Genomic DNA, 20,064 nt, shown 5'->3' with positions numbered 1-20,064 from the left:
TATCAGTATCAAGGGCTTTTCAGCCCTTGGTTCAGGTTTTTGTGACTCTTGCAGGCGCTATCTTAGCGGCTTTACGAACAGGAATATAGACCGCCACTGCACTGAGTAGCCAGACAGAGATGGCAACCAGGACAGCCAACCAGGGTTCTACCAGGCCTTGTGCTCGTAAGTGAGTCACAAAATAATTGTTCAGCCATAAGGCCGCAAAACTGCCAAGCAGGATACCCGCCATGGCCAGCAAAGCGTTTTCAATCAACAGCGTTTTGAGTATGGTGCTTTGGCTGGCACCCAGAGCGCGTAAAATACCAATGTCTTTTTTACGGATCGAGACGGAAAAAGAGACCAGACCGATTATCCCAAAAGCAGTGACCGCCACAGCGATCACACTGATCCCTATCATGATAAAAGCAAAGGTACTTCGCCCATCCCATAATCGCTTCTTTGCTCGGGCGGCAAATTCTACTCGCTCTACTATTCGCCCACCTTGTTGGTACAGCGCGTCTTCAACATCTTTTAAAATGGCTTCTTTGGTGCCTTTTTTGACTCTCAATATATAGTTGACGTTTGTGCTGCCAAAATGCGCTTGAGGGACAATTGTCGAGTGATACCAGTGTTGCTCATAGACTGCACTTTCGCCAAGCATTTTATCAGCATAGACCCCAATAACTCGATAAGGCAGGCGCGCGCGTTGTAAATATACGGTTTGCCCCAGCGCACTTTGCTCACCAAAAAGTGACTTCGCCAGGGCTTCGCTGATCAAGACGACGCTGGCAAACCGGCTCTGATCTGAACCTGCAAAGACAAACTCACTAGGATAGAAGTCTCGCCCTTGTGTGATAGTCAGGCCCAAAGTGGCAACGCCTTCAGAGGTGATGTCAAACTGCGCATTTTCAATACCAGCTTCTTCTCGGTCAGTGGTTTTATAAACCTGATTGCTGCCCGAGACTGTGGCCAGTACCAGTTCATTGCTGGCATAAGTTACCTGAGTTACCTCTGGCAATGCACCGAGATTGCTTAAATCCCGTTGGATCAGAGCTGATTTATCGACCTGCTTGTCAAACACCTTAGTGTAGACATTGAGTATCTCATATTCGTCGAGGTGAGATGGGATAAGCCAGTTTTTGAGCGTCCCATAGCTGATGAAGCTTGCATTGCCGACTATGGTCACCGCTATGGCTATCTGGATTAGGATCATCAGTGAGATATTACGGTGTTTAACAATAATTTTAAGTATATGTTTTAGTGACATCGTCTTATCCTCTTAGCTGAGCTGCAGGTGCAGTGCGACTTGCTTTGATGATGGGGTAGAGCCCCGCGGTAAATATCGCGATAAAAATGCCTATTGCAGCTTGCAACGCAAACGGAATATCCATGCTGTACATGCGGCGTACCTGCTCGGCGTCGGCCAGGTAGTCTGCCTGATACAAGGCCAGATGAAACATGGCAACCAGTCCAAATTGTGCCAGCAGTAACCCCAGAACAATGGCGGCACCACTGAGCATACTGAGCTCCAGCAGCTGGATTTTCAGAATATATAGTTTGTTAGCCCCAAGTGCCCGATACAAAGAAACCAGTTTGGCGCGACTTTGGTTTTTTGCCAGCAAGATCCCTATGGTGTTGATGAGACAAATCGCAAACAGCAAATAAGCAAATTTAAGGTAGATCTGTTCCCAGTATAGATTGTCACTCATTCTGTCGTTCAGAGTCGCAAGTTGGCCCAGATAGAAGGGCTCGGCATGACCAAAGCGGCCCAGAGCAAGCTGTTGCTCTGCATAGTTACGCAGCCAAAGAGTGAGCTCTGCGTGGCTTTGTTCCTGGTTATCAGGGTCTAATTCTGCCCAGGCATGCAGGTATCCGCACTCGGCACTCTTTAACCCCTGAACATCGTCACGACGATAGCTGTTTCGCAGTGGCTCGTCCTTGGTACGACATGGCATATAGCCGGTGCGGGCAATATTATTCGTATGCGCGTACCCTAGCGGTATAACAGCCATATCATTGACTCGGCCGCGAAAACGCATGTTCTGAAAACGACGCAAATAGGCTGACATATCCATGACACCCACTACCTCAAGCTGGCGATTGTTGATAACAACTTGCTGACCGACCGAGTTCTCACCACCGAACAATAGGTCGTTGGCTTTTTTATCCAATACAATGACGGCTGTGTTGTCCATGTCTGCGCGCCAGGGTTCACCATAGATAAACGGAACCTGAAGTAAGTCAAAATATCCAGCATCTGCCGCAGAAGCTTCTGCCGTGACGGGTCTGACGCTGCGATCCGGCAAGTCGATGACGAACGACGTCGTATAATTCAATGACAATCTTACGCTGTTGTGATTTGCCCAGTCGGCATAAAGTGACTGCGCATCCGTGTAGGTAAGTGGTGGCACACTAAAAGGCGAGCGATTCTCATAATCGGGATCCATAAAGTTTAAGCTTACGTGGTAAATGCGATCGGCACGTTCGTCTATGGGAGAATGCCCACTGCGGGTTACTATGTTGCCCATAGTCAACAGCAGGGTAATGCCAATAGCCAGATTGAGGACCATCAGCAAAGTCAGTTTGCGTTTTTGTTTCAGACCACGCCAGGCCAGTTGCACTAAATCCTTCATTGCAGCCACCTAAGAGATCAGTTCAACCAGTTCATTTTTATTGATATCGCGCAGCTGACCATCGAGGATCTGTATATTCCGGTGCGCACGCTGTGCCAGTTCATTGTCATGGGTCACCATAAGCAAGGTGGTACCCTGACGATTAATCTCCTCCAGCAGGTCCATAACCTGTCTTGCCATCATAGTGTCCAGGTTGCCAGTAGGCTCATCGGCGAGCAAAAAACGCGGCTGACCTGCCAGTGCCCGGGCAATGGCGACCCGTTGCTGCTGACCACCACTCAATTGCGCGGGAAAGTGACTGGCACGACCGCCAAGACCGACTAGCTCAAGGCTTTCTTCGATGCGCTTTTTACGGGCCTGAGCAGACAAGCCCCGGAAAATCAGTGGCACTTCGATGTTATCGTAAAGATTCAGATCGCTGATCAGATTAAATCCCTGGAAAATAAAGCCAATTTTTTCATTGCGTAGGCGGGAGAGCTGTTTATCACCTAGGGTGCTGACATCTTCTCCGTCCAGTTCATAGCTGCCTTGCTCGAAGTTTTCAAGCAGCCCGGTTATGTTCAAAAAGGTGGTTTTACCTGAGCCTGAGGGGCCTGTCACGGCAATAAATTCGCCTTCTTCTACGGTGAAATTAACGTCTGACAGTGCGTGTGTCTCGACCAGCTCAGTGCGATATATTTTACTGATGTTCTTCATGCGTAACATGGGTATGTTCCTTTATTATTATTCGCTGAGGATCACTTGTTGTGATTGTCCGAAAGCAGCCAGACTTGAGATAATGATTGTATCACCAGGTTGCAGCCCCTGGGTAATCTCTACTTCTCTGACACTTTTGACACCCAGTGAAATAGGGGTTCTGAATGCGGAGTTTTGTTCAATTTTGTAGGCGGTGCGTGATGCGCCGGTTTCGACAAAGGCACCGCGTTCAACCTTAAGTACATTCTGTTTTTGCGCGATAATGATCTGAGCATTGACGCGTTGATTCTGGCGTAAATTTCCGGGCTGCTCGCTAAAGCGGATCCGACCACGAACCTGGCCCTGCTCAACTTCGGGAGAAATAGCCACTAAAGTCGCACTGTAGTGTTCATTGTTAATTTGTACATTTGCTCGCAAACCTATGCCTAGCTCATCTGCGAGGTTTTCAGGGATATAGGCTTCGACCTCCAGCTCGTTGAGGTTAACCAGTGACATCAATTGCGTGTCTCGCTGCACATGTTGCTTTTGCTGAACATTCAGTGTGCCGACAATGCCGGACAAAGGTGAATGTAAAGTCAGCGCTTCGACCTGGCGGCGTAATTCTTGTGTAAGGTGGCGCTGACGAGTGAGATTAAGTTCGCTACTTTTTAGCTCAAAGCTGAGTCGTTCCTGGGCCAGTTGCAGGCTGGCAATGGCATGGCGTTCATTCAACTCTGCACGTTTCAGAGCGACTTCTGTTTGTTCTAATTCCTCTTTGGAGATGATCTGTTTTTCGATACTTGTGCGCGCTCTGGCCATTTCACTTTGCGCGGCTTCTAGCTCTACTTTGGCCAGTTCCATTTGTTGCGTGTTGTCCAGTTGCTGCTGTTTGATTGCGATTTTCTGGCGGCTTACTTCCATCTCCAGACGCGCCAGAGTGGCCTCTTCCTGGAGTAGCTGGTTACGTAGTTCCGGACTGTCGATGGTCAGCAATGCTTGTCCTGCCTTAATTTCATCGCCTGCTTTGACAAACAAAGTGACGGTGCCGGCCGCAATAGCGTACATTGAGGGGCTATCCGCCGCCATGGTGCGTCCTTCAACGCGCAAATCCTGAACCATATCGCCTCTGATTACGGTGGCTGTTCTTAAATTCTGTAACGACACTACCTGATCAGCGCTGAGCAATTGGTCGAAACTGTTGTAGGACGCAGTCGCTGCACCCACGAGCCCGATGGCTGTTGCCATTGCAAGCCACAAGCGGGGCAGTCTGCGTGTTTGCTGGATCACTTTGTCTTGTTGTCTGGTATCTCGGATCATGCCGGGTATGGCTCCCTGTTTTCTGGATTTTACCTTCTATTACAAAATAAGTGCCAAAGTTTAAGTTATTGAAATTATTGTTTTATTTTGTTTTTCCTCTTGTGTTGCTAAAGCAGCGGACGGACAGCGGACAGTACGCGGACAGTAGATGGGTGTCCGGACAGGTGCAAAGTGGGGAACAGACAGAATACACTAGAATTGCCGGGTTGTTCCTGTACTATAGAGACAAAAGCTAAGCAGCTGTTTATTAAGTGGTAATGGAGATACGATGATCCAACTTGATGAAGTCACCTTTAAGCGCCCGGATGGTACGGGTACAGACATGTGTTGGACGGGCTGAGCTGGTCAGTGGCTGCAGCCGAGCAGGTCGCGTTAACGGGCGAAAGTGGATCAGGTAAAACAACGCTGCTCAATATACTTGCAGGCTTGTTGACACCAGATGCTGGATCTGTGTTTATTAGTGAGCAAAATATCAGTGATTACAACAGCACCGAACTGGCATTGTACCGCCGTACAATTGGCATGATATTTCAGCATTATCAGTTACTCAGTCCACTCACGGTTGCCGATAATATGGCGTTTCAGGCACGTCTTAATGGTCGCTCAGTCAGTTATGGCGATATTGTTGCCATGGCAGAAAGACTAGGGCTAGCGGCTAAGCTTGATGCATATCCAGCGCAATTAAGTGGCGGGGAGCAGCAGCGCGTTGGGATTGCCAGAGCACTGCTCAATCAACCTCGCTTGCTGCTCGCGGATGAACCCACCGGCAACCTGGATAGTGTGCGAAGTCAGGAAGTGCTTGAGCTGCTGATGGCGCTTTGCAAGGAGCAGCATGTCAACCTTATCATGGTGACCCACAGTCGTGCGCTTGCGGCGCAGTTCCCGCGTCTGGTGGAGTTACGTGATGGACGTATACATGAGTGAGCTACGCCTGATCTTAATTACTTATGGCCAGTTCTATCGTCGCCATAAAAGCCTGCTGGGGTTGTTTCTGCTGGGCCTTAGTCTGGGTAGTGCCTTGCTCAGTGCGACATTAGGCTTAAATCAGGAAGCATCGCAGCGTTACACCACCAGCACGGCACTGTTGTCACAACCGGTTAGTCATTTTATCCGCCCACCATTAGGGGAGAATGGTCTGGCTTTTTCGTTGTGGCAACGACTGACGGCGTCCGGGTTTAAGCAGGTCCAGCCCGTGCTCGAAGGGCGGCTCAGGACTGATGAAGGTCAGACACTGGCTATACGAGGTGTCAATTTACTGCAATGGCAAACAGCGAGTGCAGCTATACCAGCAACAGATGAGTCAGCCGCACAAGTTGCACGAACAAAGCTGTTTGATACTGTGTTTTTGTCACCTCAGTTAATTGCCCGGATGAAACTGGATGGATCTGTGCTGCTCATTGATGGAGTGAGTTACCCGACCAGCCTGTTAGATGGGACGGGCCATTATGCCCTGATGGATATCAGCCTGGCGGATAGACTGTTACAGGCGGGTGGACAGAGCAGCTACTTTGAAGTAACCGGTTTGAGTGAGTCTGAGTCACAACGCCTGATCACGCTACTTGGCACTGAAGCCAGGCTGGAGTCTGCTCAGGCCCAAACCTTCGATGCACTATCGGGGCCTTTTTCTTTAATCTTCAGGCGTTGGCCTTACTGGGTTATGTCGTTGGTGCCTTTTTAAGCCTCAATGCCATCAAACTTGCCTATCAGAGTCGTTTGTCACTACAGCAACAAATGGCTACCCTTGGTTGTCTTCAGGGCCAATTACTTAAAGCGCTGTGTCTGGAAGTGGCTTTACTGAGTATTGTGGCTGCAACGCTGGGTAATCTGATTGGCGTTGTAATGGCCAATGCGATGATGGGTGACATTAGCGCTGTGTTGGGTAGCTTTTATAAACTGGACCGCGCCCTGACGGTACAGTTCAATGCCTGGCTGGTGCTCCTGGGAAGTTTACTCAATCTGGCTATTTTAGCTGGCTTCGTCATGCTGCAAACCCAGCTGGCGCAAAGGCTTTCCAGGTGGCTGACACCAGGTCTGCTTTTGATTGCTTGTATTGGTGGCCCGTTGATGTTGTACTTTGCACAGACTAAATGGCAAGCGCTGCTTCTGTGTGTCTGTGTGCTACTTTTGTTTTTCGCGCTTACCCCCTCTGTGGTACGTCAGGTGTTTCGTGTTCGCTGGCCCACTCGCTCCCCTTTGCTCAGCTGGCTCAGAGCTGACAGCCTGACACAATTACCCGCTTTATTAAGCTCCGTACTTGCGATTTTGATGGCGATGGGCGCAGCCATAGGAATGCAGGTGATGGTGGGGAGTTTTAGCAGTGCACTGGATGCGCACCTGCAAACTCGCCTCAATGCCGATCTGTATGTTCGGCCCGATGAGCCGACTTCCCAAATGCGTCTGGCTCTGGCTGATATGAGCGAAGTTGAGCAGGTTGGTGTGTATTGGTCAGCACAAAGTGAAATCACAGTGGGTAATGAGGATATCCCCGCAACTATCATGAGCTTTGGTGAAGACTATTCTTATCATCAGCATTTGACCCTGTTAAACAAACAGCCACTAGAAGCGGCACATCTGGCCAGTACAAACGAACAATTATCTTGTCTTATCAATGAACCAGGTATGCGACGATATGCATTAAAAGCGGGCAGTATACTTGAGATAAAGCAGGGTCCGCGCGCATTTCATTGCAAGGTTAGAGGTGTGTTTTATGATTATGGTGAGCCTGGCATAAATCTGGTTGTAAGCTCGTCGGTCATAGTACAACAGGCTTTTTTGTATGAAGCTGTTGGTTTTATGCTGACGCTGCAAGATGGCGTTAACTCAGAGCGTATTGCTGATGCCATTAGTCAGCGCTGGTCACTGGCCGGACACCAGTTAATTCACAATCGGGTGTTTAAGCGCTTCGCAAAGCAATTATTTAGTCAAACTTTTCTGGTTACCCATGCGCTGAACTTGTGCATTATGCTCATTGCTTTATTCGGTGTCTGGGTGAGCTTTCTCACTCTTGGGCGGCAGCAATTACACCCTATGGCGGTGTTACAAACGTTGGGCGTGACCCAGTGGCAATTATTTGCTCTTAAATTATGTCAGGCTGCGCTTATTCTCGGTATGACGTTGCTTCTGGCCGTGCCTCTGGGCATCCTGTTGGGCTGGGTGTTGTTAGAATATGTGATGCCCATCGCCTTTGGCTGGAGTATGGCCATGGTGCTCAGTTGGGGCGACATTTTGGGATTTTGTGCTGTGATACTGTTACTGGCGCTGGTGGTGAGTGCCATCCCGTTGTTGAAACTGATCAGGCGTAATGTGGCCGACAATGTGGCACAGTTATAAGGAGTAGCAAATGCAGTTTACCGGGTTATTTTTACTCATCATATTAGTTTTAACAGGATGCCAGCCTGGCGCACCTGAAGCTGAAAAGAATAATGCTGCGATGGCTGTCCTTGGTCAGGAACTCGGTGAGCCGGTAAGCGCTGCGCACTCTCTGGTGTTTCCCCGCGATCATGGTGCGCACCCTGAACAGGGGGTGGAATGGTGGTACGTGACGGGCAATCTGAGCGCACAGGATGGCACTCAGTTTGGTATGCAATGGACTTTGTTCCGGGTGCTCGACCCGGGGTTTTCTGCTTCTCAGGGGTCGCCCTGGTGGGACGGCCAGTTGTACTTTGCACATTTTGCCCTGCAGGATGGTCGTACCCATCATGCCTTTGAGCGTTATGGCAGAGCAGGGCAGGTCGAGATCCAGGCAAGTCCTTTTATTGCCCGGCTGGATAACTGGCAACTGGCGAGTCGGGAGAATTCATTCTTACCTCTGCGATTACAAACCCGGGAACCTGGTTATGGCCTGGATATTACACTGACAAACAGCCCGCAGGTGTTGCATGGCAAACAGGGATATAGCCAGAAAACACAGCAGGGCCATGCTTCCTTTTATTACAGCTATCCCTTTTTACAGGTGGCAGGTACGTTGACTTATGCGGGCAAAGATTATGAGGTCACAGGTCAGGCCTGGCTGGACAGAGAATGGTCTTCGGGCCTGATTGACAGCCAGCACGGAGGCTGGGACTGGTTTAGTTTACAAAGCACCGAGCCCAATCAAGGTGCGCTGATGGCATTCTGCACTCGAGATGAAAACCACGCTTATGCTTATTGCAGTGCCTCAGAGATATCATCGTCTGGAGAGGTGACCGCTTATCCTGACGAGCAGGTCACTCTGACAGTACTGAACAGAGCGAAAACGCACGATGTGACACATCCGGTTAGCTGGCAATTGCAGTTACCGGGCAAAGAAGCGGTGATCATTGATGCGCTGCAATCAGACTCTTTGAATACTTTGAGCGTGCCTTACTGGGAAGGCCGAATACGCAGCCGGGGTGGGTTTTCCGGGCAAGGGTATGGTGAGCTGTTTGGGTATTGAGTATTCCCGGGTCAAGGAGGCAGAATTGTGCAATTATCTTTATAAGATGTTGTTATATAAAACTGTCTTATGGCTTTTCGGACTGAGTTGGCTGACAACCTTGTTATCAGGGCTGTAATGATAAAGGGGCACAGGTGTACCAAGTGCCAGCATTTAATTCAAACAACCCTGGTGAGGCCTGCCGCACAGGATAATCCGTAATAGGTTATGCGGGCAGGTATACACTGTCGGTGCTCAGGTATTACTCCCGGCCATACAAGGGCATAGCGACGCCTGAAACGTCAGGAAACTCCAGGACAGCGACAGGCGTAAAATCACTTTCTGCCAGGAAGAAAGTTGTCAGGCTGGCTCTTGAGTGAATAGTAAACTCTCCCACAAATGGCATCATCCAGCCACTGTCACTTGATAATACACCACTTAATTGCGGTACTTTACTGTAGTCAGGTAACAGGTAATCAGGAAGCACGTTATCTCCAACAGAATGCAGTGGCAGGTTGACGCCAATCTGACGAGTGTAGGACACGTCCAGCATAGACCGCCCAGTAAATTGGTTGGCCAGAGTTAATGTATGCTGGTGAGGTGTGATAGTAATAGTCACTTCGGCTGCTTGTTTGGGGTAGCCCCAGATCTCGCGGCCAGCTCTGATTGCTATAGGATTGTCGAGCATAAGGTGCTGGTTATAAAGTGCATAATTATGTGGTTTTCCAGCTGCTTGCTGCTCGGCATTCGCCGCTGCCAGTGCCGCCAGTACTTTACCGGTAAAACTCAGTTGAGCACTTGGCTCGGTCATGTCACCCGGGCAAGGTAAAATGGGGTCGACACTGCCGCGACGTTTAACATAAAAGCTAGAAATGGTTTCGTTATAGGCACCCGCCGGGCTGGCGGTAATTTTTTGCGTATACAGCGCGCCAATGCCTTTCGATGCAGCGCCTTCGCAATGCAGGCGGACTGGTTCCCATTGCCAGTTCCATAGAAAAAACTGTGCAACATTCGCATCAATTAACCCAACAACAGCACTGGTGGCTTCGCCCTGCACATGAAAGGGCATATCGACGGGCGTGCCATCAGAAAGGTACGTGGTGCTAGTTACTGGGTAACTTTCACTGAGATCTGCGGCGTGACTGCTCAGCGATATCATAGTACCGAGCAAGAGGGATTTGATTTTCATCATGGATCCTTTTTTAGTTATGGTTTTCCTTTTGGGTGTACTGCCTGAAACACACTGGTTTAGGTACAGAGTGCGTAAAAGCGGGACTAGGTTAGCATGGTGTGATGAAAAGTAAATGAAATGAACAGAGTGGGGGAAATCGGCGTGCGGTAATTCAAATGTATACGAGTGTAAACTGGCTATTCTTTCCATATCCGCAATGCTGTAAACTGGCGACCCATTTATGTAGGCAAACAGATAATTAAGTCTGACATAAATAACTTTCAAATAGGCGCAGTTCGGTTCCCATCCGTACTAAGAGATAAGAAGGAATTCATTATTTATGATCCCATTTGCGGTGTTGATCACAGTATTGGTGTGTTTTGTCGGCTACGGGTTGTGGCCATTGGTGATCTCCGTGCTGGGTTATCTGGTGTCCGAACAACCATCGGAGGCCATGATCCTAGTGTTTTTCTGGTTAACTATGGTATTTATCCAGTTTGTTGCAATGTGGCATATTGCCAAAAGAAAGCCCAGAGGGCGTAATTTCTTTTTCTATACCGTGTGGGTCTGTGTTTTTGTACAAAGTGCAGACTTACTACTGGGTACTGAGGGCGCGCTACCAGTTTGGGATTTAGTCGATCTGTTTATCTATCCAGCTTTGGCAATGTGGGTACTGTATGCCAGCGACGTCAAGCAATATTTCGATAAGTAAAAGGCAAAACAAAGAGTAATTGTATGAGTAAATGTGGTAAATGTGACAGCGATATTTCCTTTATGTCGGTATTAAATACACCGAATCCTTTTAAACTAAAATGCGGCAACTGCAAAGCACCGATTTCGCTGAGCCTGGTGAGCGCCGGTATTGTAGCGGGCATTATTCTGGCGGTGATAAGTACCATCCTGATCTATTTTTACGGCTCTGAAGGGTACTGGATTAAAGTGGTGCTGCCTACCGTTTTGGCCGCAGAGGGTCTTTATTTTGCTGCTATTAGAATGGGGTTGGTAAAAGTCAAACCAGAAAAAGCAGCATAAAAAATGGGAGCCTTTGGCTCCCATTTTTTATGTATTATCAGCTTAATTCGATTTTGTAAGTTGGCACGGTATTAATACGCTGACTCAGGCGTCCGAGCAATACCCACCAGGCAAATAAGGCGCTAAGCATAAGCGCAATCCACATGGCTGCCGACTCCGGTGCTGTACTGAGTTGCCCTAGCTGGTAGACGAGGGTTGCCAGTATATAGGCAATCGAGGTTGTCCAGCTAATCACCACCCACATCCACTGACTACCAGACTCACGTTTAATTGCCCCAAGTACCGCAACACAGGGGGTATAGAGCAGAATTAATACCAGATAGGCAAATGCGCCCAGCTGGCCATTAAACTGAGCTGCCATAGCAGTCAACAGCTCATTGTCAGCGTCACCGCCTTCTTCAACGGCCCCCAGACCTAATGGGTCCCCAAGGTTGTTAAGCAAATCCACCGAGTTGTCCCATAGTGTCATGGTTGCCTCGCGTGCTGAGCTGCTCAGAGACCAAGCCTGCGCCTCTTCCGGTACGCCGACATATAAAGCGTCCATCGTGCCTACAATGGCCTCTTTGGCGAACAGACCGGTCACGATCCCAACAGTCGCTGGCCAGTTGTCTTCTTCTATACCTAACGGTGCAAACACAGGTGTTACCACTTGTGCGGCCTTAGACAGCAAAGACGCTTCACTGTTTTCGTGGCCAAAGCTGCCGTCCGTACCGATAGAATTGATCATACTCAGCAGCGCAACGACAAATACAATCGTTTTTCCAGCGCGGGTAATAAAGCTCCGTAAGCGCTGCCAGGTGGTCATCATCAGGTTGCGCCACACCGGCAGGTGATAGGCGGGCATCTCTATAAAAGAAGGCACTTTTTCCTGTCTGAACACACGTTTTCGGAACAAGTAACCTGATCCTACAGCAACGAGAATGCCAAACAAATACAGTGCAAATACTATATTTGCGCCATTGACCGGGAAAAAGGCGGCGGCAAACAAGGCATATACCGTCAAGCGAGCACCACAAGACATAAAAGGCGCCATGATCACCGTCAGGAGGCGGTCTGACTCCCTGCTCATCGTACGAGCGCTCATCACGGCGGGGACGTTACAACCAAAGCCCACAATCAGAGGCACAAACGCATTGCCGGGCAAACCAATGGATGACATCAGGCGGTCTATAACAAAAGCAGCACGTGACAGGTAGCCACTGTCCTCAAGAATTGACAAACAGAAATATAATACAGCAATAACAGGAATAAAGGTCGCCACCAGCTGTAAACCGGCGCCAAAGCCGTCACCCAGGATCACACCAAGCCATTCAGGTGCCCCCAGGTTAGCCAACAGCAATTTGGTCCCGTCGATAAAGATGGCGCCAACCAGAATATCGAAAAAATCGATAAAAACGGCCCCGAAATTGACGGCAATGGTGAACATCAGGTACATCATAAACAAGAAAATAGGGACACCAAGCCAACGATTCAGTACCAGTTTATCGAGCCGCGTGGTGAAATCAGAGCGCGTCTGCGACATGATACTGACACCGTTACTGAGCTTTTTGACGCTTTGATACCGTTTTACAGTGTCCTCACTATTGATATCTGACTGAGTGACTGGCTGTCTGGTGGTTGCCGAGTTATCTGACTTAAGGTGATGAATCAAGGCATCGGTTAGTGCCTGCATTCCTTCACCTGTTGAGCCTATCATTGCGATAACCGGCACGCCCAGTCGTTGTGACAACAACGCAAAGTCAAGCTCTTTACCTTGTTGGCGGGCGACATCGGTCATGTTAGCAACCACAATCACAGGCGTTCCTGTTTCCTGCATTTGGGTGGTCAAAACCAGGTTGCGTTCGAGGTTAGCACAGTCGACAACGTTGACTATCAGGTCGGCGTCTTGAGAGCGGATATAGTCAATGGCAATCTGTTCATCCTGGCCCGGATCAATCTGAGCCATACTGTACAGTCCGGGTAAGTCAATTAGCTCAATCTGCTGGCTCTGTAATGTCAGCTCGCCACTTTTGCGTTCAACCGTGACACCTGGCCAGTTCCCCACCTTTTGCCTGGCGCCGGTAAGACGATTGAATAGGGTGGTTTTACCACAATTGGGGTTACCAACGAGGGCGATTCTCACGTGACCTTACTCCTTTTAATTAGCGGTTCAGTTGGATAAAGCGTGCATCTGTTTTGCGGATACTAATATAGGTGTTACCAACCTTGGTCTGGATTGGGCAACCCAGGGGGGCGATATTTAAGACAGAGATCGCTTCGCCGGGGATGAGACCCAATGCCATAACGCGGCTGATCAGGGCTGCATCCGGATGATCAATACCCGCAATAATCGCTGTGTCATTTGGTTTTAAATCTGCAAGTGTCATAGAGGTAATGCAAACCTTGATAAGAATTATTTATTATTAGAGTGCTATAGTACCGCAACTTAAATGTCATAAACAAGCTGGCGCAGGAAAAGAGGTGAGTTATTTTTATGATTGATAAAGTTATATATTTTAGTTGGTTACGCCTTTTAAAGGAATGTCATCAAGGTGTTGTCAGAGACCTCATATAGTTTGCACTTTGATTGCCAACTGTTTGCAAAAGTAGCTGTTAGGGGAGTTTGGGCCCAGCTGTTCAGGAAGTCGGTGCTCAGCGGCCATCATTGGTAGCTGAACACCTGTGGTTTTTAGCTGCTGTGTTTAAAAGGTCTCTTTGAGTAAGTTAAGCATATCCTCGACCGATAGCTTGCCGGCCTGCTCGTTACCTGCCAGCAATTGATCTGCAAGGTCTCGTTTGTGCTGGTGCAGCGCGACTATTTTCTCTTCTATGGTGTTCTTGGCGATGAGGCGATAGATAGTCACCGGACGTTGCTGACCCATGCGATGAGCCCTGTCAGAGGCCTGTGCTTCGACCGCTGGATTCCACCAGGGATCCATATGGATCACATAGTCGGCAGCGGTGAGATTCAAGCCCGAGCCACCAGCTTTTAGACTGATCAAAAACACTTCGCCATTGCCACGCTGAAACGCATTAACGCGCTCCTGGCGTTGCGCAGCTGGTGTGCTGCCATCCAGATACTGATAGGCGATTGCACGTTCCTCAAGAAGTGTTTTAATGATCTGAAGATGACCCACAAACTGGCTGAAAATGAGTGCTTTATGGTTATTTTGCCGTAATTCATCTAGCAGCTCGCCCAGGGCATCCAACTTACTGCTGGGCAGTGTACTCTCTGCCATGACCAGTTTTGGGTGACAGCAGGCCTGGCGGAGCTTGGTCAGCTCTGCGAGCATTTTTATCCGCTGTTCCGCTGCTGAGCTGGTGCTGGCAGATTCGGTGATCTGATCGATAGCATGCTGTCGCAGCGCTTCATAAAAATTCATCTCATCATCGCTGAGCGAGACCGTCAGATTGATTTCGGTTTTCTCCGGCAGCTCAGTGAGCACCTGGCTTTTCAGGCGCCGCAGAATAAAGGGCTTCACTAACTGCTTTAGGCTTTGACGCGCTTTATGCGCCGCGAGCTTGTCTTGTTCGGCATTTTCCATGGGCTGTGAAAAGCGGGCATTAAAGCGCTTCAGATTACCGAGCAGTCCGGGGTTTATAAAACGAAACAGTGACCACAATTCGGTCAGGTTGTTTTCTATTGGGGTGCCTGTGGTGATCATCTTAAATTCGCCCTTGAGAGCACAAGCTGCCACAGTGCGTTTGGCCAGCGGGTTTTTCAGCGCCTGCGCCTCATCGGCGGTGATAGTGTGCCATTGCTTGGCTTTTAACAGTTCAGCCTGACGCTGCAACAGACCATAACTGATCACCACACAATCAAATGGGCCTGCCTGGGTTAACAGCTGCTCGCGCTCTTGCGCACTGCTATGATCGCAAAACAGCATCATGTTTAAAGCTGGTGCAAACTTACTTGCTTCCTGTTGCCAGTTAAAACATACAGAAGTTGGCGCGATGATCAGGGTTGGCCCTTCACTGGCGCGTGCCAGGATCACGGCCAGAGCCTGTAAGGTTTTGCCCAGTCCCATGTCATCGGCCAGGCAGGCTCCGGCGCCCCAATGAGCCAGGCGCATTGCCCAGTCGAATCCCGCCAGCTGGTAATCGCGCAGTTGCGCCTGCAAGGTGGGAGGGACGGTGAGAGTCAGTGCATTGGCCTGGTACATCTTTTTGCTTTGTTCTTCCCAGGCTGGCAGGGTTTTCATGCGCATGCCTGCGGTGGCTTCAGCCACCTGACCACTGGCAAGTGGGTGGAATTGACCCTCATCGGTCACCCTATCAAGCTGGGCGAGTTGATTACGCAAGTCTTGAGATAGTGCCAAAATCTGTTCACCGTCCAGGTTGACAAAGCGACCATGGCTGGTGGCCATCAAACTTAACAGCTTTTTCAGCTCAATGACCTGTGCATCATCGACCTGCAGCTCTCCGGTTACGTCAAACCACTGATTTTGTTTGCTCATGGCCAGGGCAAGATGCTGGGACTCAAGTGGTTTGCTGAGACGAAATTTTTTCCCTCTTGGCCAGCGCAGTCTCAATGTCAATTCATTCTCAGGCACTGCAATACATTGCTCGAGCTGCTCCAGGGCTTCCAGTGCCATTTCCAGGTCGTCCAGTTGCAGTCGATTGTCGGACATAGCCAGGAATGCCGGGCAGTGTTCATCCAGCAACTCCAGCCAGCGCTGCTCCCGGGCTAAGTTGCGCTGAGTAGCTACCCGTTTGTTATCAATTTCTGTTGTCAGATTGGGACTGCCAATGCCTGGATGCAACATCGGACCCTGGTCGCCAAATGGCATACTGACACAATGAAACTCCAGACCGCCCTGGTAGGGGGTGATGTTGACCACCAGCTCTTCGGCAGGCTCCACTGTGGTTAATCCGGTTTCTACCCCTTCGAGATCGGATTGAATATTCAGTAAAGGGGCAATGGCTGTGATACTTTCGAGCAGCTTGGGTTTGGCGGCTTTGGGTACCACCAACCCGCTCTCACCGATGATCTCTGCCACTTGCAGGTGCTGACGTGTGAACAGGGTAAACCCATAGCGATGCCCCTGAAGTGAATAAAAGGCGTATTCGTCCTGTCTGGCATGTTCATCCAGCTGCATTCGGTAGTCTATACCTTGAGGCAGGTTAGGGATCGATATCATCAGCTCATCGCCGTTATCGCGGATCTGAAGCTCAGCGGGATATTCAGTCAGCTCAATTTCTGTATTTAAATCCTCGCCCAGATACAGGTTTTGAGCGCCCGCAGCAGCGCTCAGCGCACTTGCGCCTTCGAGCTCAAATGTGCGTCCACCATAGTAGCTGTGGTTTTCATATATCCGAATGGCCGCGATGATCTCTTTATCCTTGTCGCTCAGGTATTCAAAGCTTTCGGGCTCGTCGATTAACCTCTTCAGCGCGACATTGCGGCCCTTACTCCAGCCTTGTTTCCCCAGTTTTTGTTCCCGAGGCTTCAGGGTGAGGTCAAATCGTGATTGCTCAAGCTGCCAGATGAGTCGATGGCTCTGTGGTGATTTATCCTCAGTGGCTGCGTGATTTGGTGCCAGGTTTTGCAGCTTTTCCAGAGCCAGTTCCCAGCCGCTTTTTTGTTCTATCAGATTGGCAAAGTTGAGCACCAATCGCTGAGGTATGCTGGGGACCGGAGCCTGATGGACCAGCAAAAGATCCGCCCCCATACAAGCAAACAAAGGTTGCTGCATTGTGCTGAAAGTCGTACAGGCCTCGCTGAGGCGATTTAGCCTGGCTGCTTGTGCGCGGGCACCCGTCCAGTGTGTAGCAAGGGCAATCAGTAACTGCAGCAGGGCAAAATCAAAGGGCTGCGTATTCCGGAGTACTTCATAATCTTGATATTGTTCACTGAATGTCTGAGCATCATTGAGGCATTCGGTAAGATACTCCAGTAAGTTCAGGATGGCGTAGTTAAATGTGGGGGCTTTTTTATCCGCAGCTTCAGCCCGAACCAACTGGCGCACTGTTTTAAACAGTTGGGGCTGACCCTGGCAAGCCTGAACCAGAATGGCTAGTTTATGAAACAGACCAGGCAGGCCACCCAGATATTGCTGTTTGCGTCGGGCCAGTTTGTTTTTCGCCACGATGGCTTGTTCAAATAATGCGTGTGCGGTTTGCTGCTCGCCAGAGCACATGGCTACGATGGCACGTAACTGTAATGCATAGCAGCTGGTGTCGTTGCCAAGACTGGCGATACATTGATCCAACTGTGCACGATACAGGTATTGCTCGGCCAGTAAGCAGTGCAGCAGTTGATTGTCAGGCTGACGCTGGCAAAGCTGCTCTATCAGCTTGAGCGCGGCAAAATTATTCTGACAGCCACTTTGCAAGGAATGGACCAATGTGGCACATGCCTGATATAGCAACAGCGGTGGTAGCTCAGCAAGGCGGTCGGCGTCTGCCGGAAAAAACAGCGTATCGACCAACACCTGGTTGGTGTAATGATCCAAATATTGCGGATTCTTGTGAAACGACAGCAGGTCCGTGGCTTTGTCGTATTGGCCAAGCATGAGCAGGTCGCGGATAAAACGCTGTTCGTCCGAAAAATCCCGCTCCCATTCATACAGGTTGAGTATAGGCACGATTTGTTCGGCGTAATTCAATGTGCTCATAAAGCGATCTTCACGCAACGCAGTGTGACACAACGAGACTTCAATGAGCGGCTGCACCCTGAGGCCCTTTTGATTGCTGATCAGCAATCCAGCTTCTGCCAGAGCGGTTCTTTGTTCTGGTAGCATGCCCTGGCTGAGCGCGGCTAAGTCGTGAACCTGTGCATCAACTAATAACTTTAACACACGTTTTAGTTTACTTATTGCGACTGGTTTGCCGATCAATGCCAGGACCTCCAGCATGATCTGTTGCTCTTTAGGCAGCTGCGCGTAGCGTGCCAAGAGTTCTGTTATTTGTGTCTGGCTGAAAGGGGTATAGTGCATGCTCATGGACCTAACCAGGCCGTGCTCCGCAAGTTGTTGTTAATTGCGAAGCAAAGTAGCAGATGCGAGGTACGTGCTCAAGTCAAACCAGCCACAGAGAAAGTATAATACAGCTGCGAGCTGCTGTTTTGAGACTGAGCCTGGCAAAGTACAAAACCTGCTTTTTCCAGCACTTTTATTGAAGCAGGGTTATCGGCTGCAACGCCGGCATTGAGTATGGCATCAGGCTGTATTTCTCGCAGATGAGTCACCAGTCCCTGCAGTAGCTCACTGGCATAACCCTGACCCCAGTGTGCTTCGCCTATCAAATAGCCAAGTTGTATCGTATTGGTTGAAAAGTACAACATTGTCAGGCCGAGGCACTGTGCTTGTTTATCTCGCACCAGTAACAGGTCACAGTGTGCGAGTTTGTCCTTTATCCAATCATTAAGCTGAGCCGGAGTTTGTGGGCAGTGTTGCCAGTCTTCGGGTAAAAAGCGCAGCGTATTCGGTGTCAGCAAGTGTATTAGCTGGTTTGACTGCGCCGGGCTGAGCTTGTTGACCAGCAAGGATGCGGGGATGACCTCTAACCTGGCCGTATTGAACTCAAGCTTTGTCATGAACTTGCTCCTTTGTGTTGATTTGCGCTTCTGACATGCCTGCTTTAAATGCCTGAGTGAGCTCGTGCCCTTTTATTGCCGGTAATGCGAGTGCTTTCAGAGCCAGGCTGCCAATCATCATCAGTAACGCTGTGACCAGCGCATCCAGACTCATACCTATCATTGTACCAGCCAGACCATATGACTCGGTTAAGGTGGTAAGTTCAGGCAAAGTATAGACTCCAGTGAGTAGTTGTAAGATTAAGGCAGCCCAAAAACCAAAGCAGTACGGGCAGTGCCAGGCAGAATACAAATAGGCCAGCGGAGCCGGTAAACGCTCCACCAGAGCGTTGAACCAGGAGCCCCAGTCGGGTAACTTTTCCCACACAAGTACATGGATTGACAGCCCCATCAAAACGAGTGATAACGTCATGCGTGTTTCCTCAAAATCGGTGTATTGTTTTATCTGTGTCTATTATTCTCAATAAAGCTAACTGATGTTATTGTTGGATTTTTGATTTAATCGGCTTATTTTAAGATTGCGGGTGGAATAAGATGACCAATCACGTTGCAGCCTGTGGTCAGATGAAAGTGGCCAGACTGGCGCCAGAGCCACACGGCACACACAGCGAAAGTGTTTTAAGTTATATTCGTTCAGGCTCATTGGACATGTTACATGGAGAGACCTTCACCGCCACGCAGGGTATGTTTGTATTGGTGCCCGGCGGGATGCCACATACTTTGTTATCGGGCTCCGACTTGCATGTTCACTGGATGAGCTTTTGCCCAGACTGCCTGGGGCTTGAGCCTGGGTGTGCTTTATTACAGCCTTTTCAGCAGGTGCGCCTGGGGGCTTTACCGGCATTGACCTTATCAGGGGAACGTGTTGAATTTGTTCAGACTCTGTACCAGGAGTTTGAACTGGCGTTGCAGCAGTCATTACCGCTGGAGGTCATGAAAAGCTTTGTGTTTTTGCTACTGCACGAAGTGTCATTGGCGCAACAACCTGTTAGCTGGCGTGCAGGCATGCATCCTAAAGTGGTTGCGGCACTGTCCTACATAGAAAGCCAGGGATTACAGCCGGTTTCATTACAGGGTGTAGCCGATGCTGTATTCGTGAGTGCGCCTTATCTGGCGACCCTATTTAAACGAGAAACGGGCTACTCAGTCGGTCAATGGCTCACAAAAAAGCGTCTAGGTGAAGCCTGTAATCGCCTGTTGCACACGCATACATCGATTGCGGCTTTGGTAGAAGAGCTCGGCTGGTCAGACACCACTCATTTTATCCGTCAGTTCAAGGCTGCCTATGGGGTAACGCCTGCGCTGTGGCGCAGGCAGCACAGCCTGAAACAAGCGCGCTAATGAT

16 protein-coding genes and 1 pseudogene are annotated in these 20,064 nt (G+C 49.6%); 7 read left to right on the top strand and 10 right to left on the bottom strand.

The window, feature by feature from the left end:
- Positions 1-31 precede the first annotated feature (31 nt).
- From ELR70_RS17220 to ELR70_RS17205, 4 genes are read right to left on the bottom strand one after another with little or no spacing between them, the layout of a single operon-like run.
- Positions 32-1,249: an FtsX-like permease family protein gene (locus ELR70_RS17220; RefSeq protein ID WP_054017066.1), complete on the bottom strand. Its 1,218-nt coding sequence runs from the start codon at positions 1,247-1,249 to the stop codon at positions 32-34.
- A 4-nt stretch (positions 1,250-1,253) separates the two neighbouring features.
- The gene (locus ELR70_RS17215; RefSeq protein WP_054017065.1) at positions 1,254-2,615 is read right to left on the bottom strand and encodes an ABC transporter permease; all 1,362 of its coding nucleotides are present in this window, start codon (positions 2,613-2,615) and stop codon (positions 1,254-1,256) included.
- Between the two features lie 9 nt (positions 2,616-2,624).
- Positions 2,625-3,320 carry an ABC transporter ATP-binding protein gene (locus ELR70_RS17210; RefSeq protein ID WP_054017064.1) on the bottom strand — a complete coding sequence of 232 codons (696 nt, stop codon included), beginning with the start codon at positions 3,318-3,320 and terminating at the stop codon, positions 2,625-2,627.
- 18 nt (positions 3,321-3,338) lie between these two features.
- Positions 3,339-4,607 carry an HlyD family efflux transporter periplasmic adaptor subunit gene (locus ELR70_RS17205; RefSeq protein ID WP_054017063.1) on the bottom strand — a complete coding sequence of 423 codons (1,269 nt, stop codon included), beginning with the start codon at positions 4,605-4,607 and terminating at the stop codon, positions 3,339-3,341.
- A 268-nt stretch (positions 4,608-4,875) separates the two neighbouring features.
- Here ELR70_RS17205 and ELR70_RS17200 point away from each other — a divergent pair.
- The 4 genes and pseudogenes from ELR70_RS17200 to ELR70_RS17190 all read left to right on the top strand — a co-directional run bounded on the left by ELR70_RS17200 (position 4,876) and on the right by ELR70_RS17190 (position 9,021).
- A pseudogene (locus ELR70_RS17200) lies at positions 4,876-5,531 on the top strand (ABC transporter ATP-binding protein).
- Positions 5,524-6,285: a hypothetical protein gene (locus ELR70_RS25475; RefSeq protein ID WP_241566316.1), complete on the top strand. Its 762-nt coding sequence runs from the start codon at positions 5,524-5,526 to the stop codon at positions 6,283-6,285. The pseudogene ELR70_RS17200 and the gene ELR70_RS25475 overlap by 8 nt, the downstream one beginning before the upstream one ends.
- Entirely contained in the window at positions 6,249-7,937 is a 1,689-nt protein-coding gene (locus ELR70_RS17195) for an ABC transporter permease (protein WP_241566315.1), read from the top strand. The genes ELR70_RS25475 and ELR70_RS17195 overlap by 37 nt, the downstream gene beginning before the upstream one ends.
- Positions 7,938-7,947: 10 nt before the next feature.
- Positions 7,948-9,021, top strand: coding sequence for a lipocalin-like domain-containing protein (locus ELR70_RS17190; RefSeq protein ID WP_054017060.1), 1,074 nt, complete (start codon positions 7,948-7,950; stop codon positions 9,019-9,021).
- A gap of 241 nt (positions 9,022-9,262) precedes the next feature.
- Here the strand turns inward: ELR70_RS17190 and ELR70_RS17185 are convergent, their stop codons facing one another.
- Positions 9,263-10,192 (bottom strand): acetoacetate decarboxylase family protein, encoded by a 930-nt coding sequence (locus tag ELR70_RS17185; RefSeq protein ID WP_054017059.1) that lies wholly within the window; start codon positions 10,190-10,192, stop codon positions 9,263-9,265.
- Positions 10,193-10,511: 319 nt separating this feature from the next.
- Here ELR70_RS17185 and ELR70_RS17180 point away from each other — a divergent pair, with 319 nt between their 5' ends.
- Together ELR70_RS17180 and ELR70_RS17175 are read left to right on the top strand one after the other, a co-directional pair.
- Complete coding sequence (locus ELR70_RS17180) at positions 10,512-10,883, top strand: hypothetical protein (protein ID WP_054017058.1); 372 nt, start codon at positions 10,512-10,514, stop codon at positions 10,881-10,883.
- Between the two features lie 23 nt (positions 10,884-10,906).
- Positions 10,907-11,203 carry a hypothetical protein gene (locus tag ELR70_RS17175; protein WP_054017057.1) on the top strand — a complete coding sequence of 99 codons (297 nt, stop codon included), beginning with the start codon at positions 10,907-10,909 and terminating at the stop codon, positions 11,201-11,203.
- A gap of 37 nt (positions 11,204-11,240) precedes the next feature.
- Here the strand turns inward: ELR70_RS17175 and feoB are convergent, their stop codons facing one another.
- The 5 genes from feoB to ELR70_RS17150 all read right to left on the bottom strand — a co-directional run bounded on the left by feoB (position 11,241) and on the right by ELR70_RS17150 (position 19,131).
- Complete coding sequence (feoB, locus tag ELR70_RS17170; RefSeq protein WP_054017056.1) at positions 11,241-13,325, bottom strand: ferrous iron transport protein B; 2,085 nt, start codon at positions 13,323-13,325, stop codon at positions 11,241-11,243.
- Between the two features lie 19 nt (positions 13,326-13,344).
- Entirely contained in the window at positions 13,345-13,569 is a 225-nt protein-coding gene (locus ELR70_RS17165) for a FeoA family protein (RefSeq protein WP_054017055.1), read from the bottom strand.
- Positions 13,570-13,884: 315 nt separating this feature from the next.
- Positions 13,885-18,120 carry a DEAD/DEAH box helicase gene (locus ELR70_RS17160; protein ID WP_128064648.1) on the bottom strand — a complete coding sequence of 1,412 codons (4,236 nt, stop codon included), beginning with the start codon at positions 18,118-18,120 and terminating at the stop codon, positions 13,885-13,887.
- A 77-nt stretch (positions 18,121-18,197) separates the two neighbouring features.
- Positions 18,198-18,719: a GNAT family N-acetyltransferase gene (locus ELR70_RS17155; RefSeq protein ID WP_054017053.1), complete on the bottom strand. Its 522-nt coding sequence runs from the start codon at positions 18,717-18,719 to the stop codon at positions 18,198-18,200.
- Complete coding sequence (locus ELR70_RS17150; RefSeq protein ID WP_054017052.1) at positions 18,706-19,131, bottom strand: hypothetical protein; 426 nt, start codon at positions 19,129-19,131, stop codon at positions 18,706-18,708. The genes ELR70_RS17155 and ELR70_RS17150 overlap by 14 nt, the downstream gene beginning before the upstream one ends.
- 122 nt (positions 19,132-19,253) lie before the next feature.
- Here ELR70_RS17150 and ELR70_RS17145 point away from each other — a divergent pair, with 122 nt between their 5' ends.
- On the top strand, positions 19,254-20,060 hold the full coding sequence (locus tag ELR70_RS17145; protein ID WP_054017051.1) for an AraC family transcriptional regulator: 807 nt from the start codon (positions 19,254-19,256) through the stop codon (positions 20,058-20,060).
- The last annotated feature ends 4 nt before the right edge of the window (positions 20,061-20,064 follow it).

Origin of the sequence: Pseudoalteromonas sp. R3 (genome assembly GCF_004014715.1) — a bacterium.
Taxonomy (GTDB): Bacteria; Pseudomonadota; Gammaproteobacteria; order Enterobacterales; family Alteromonadaceae; genus Pseudoalteromonas.
The sequence above is the reverse complement of the archived record's forward strand: the minus strand, read 5'-3'. Positions and strand labels throughout refer to the sequence as shown.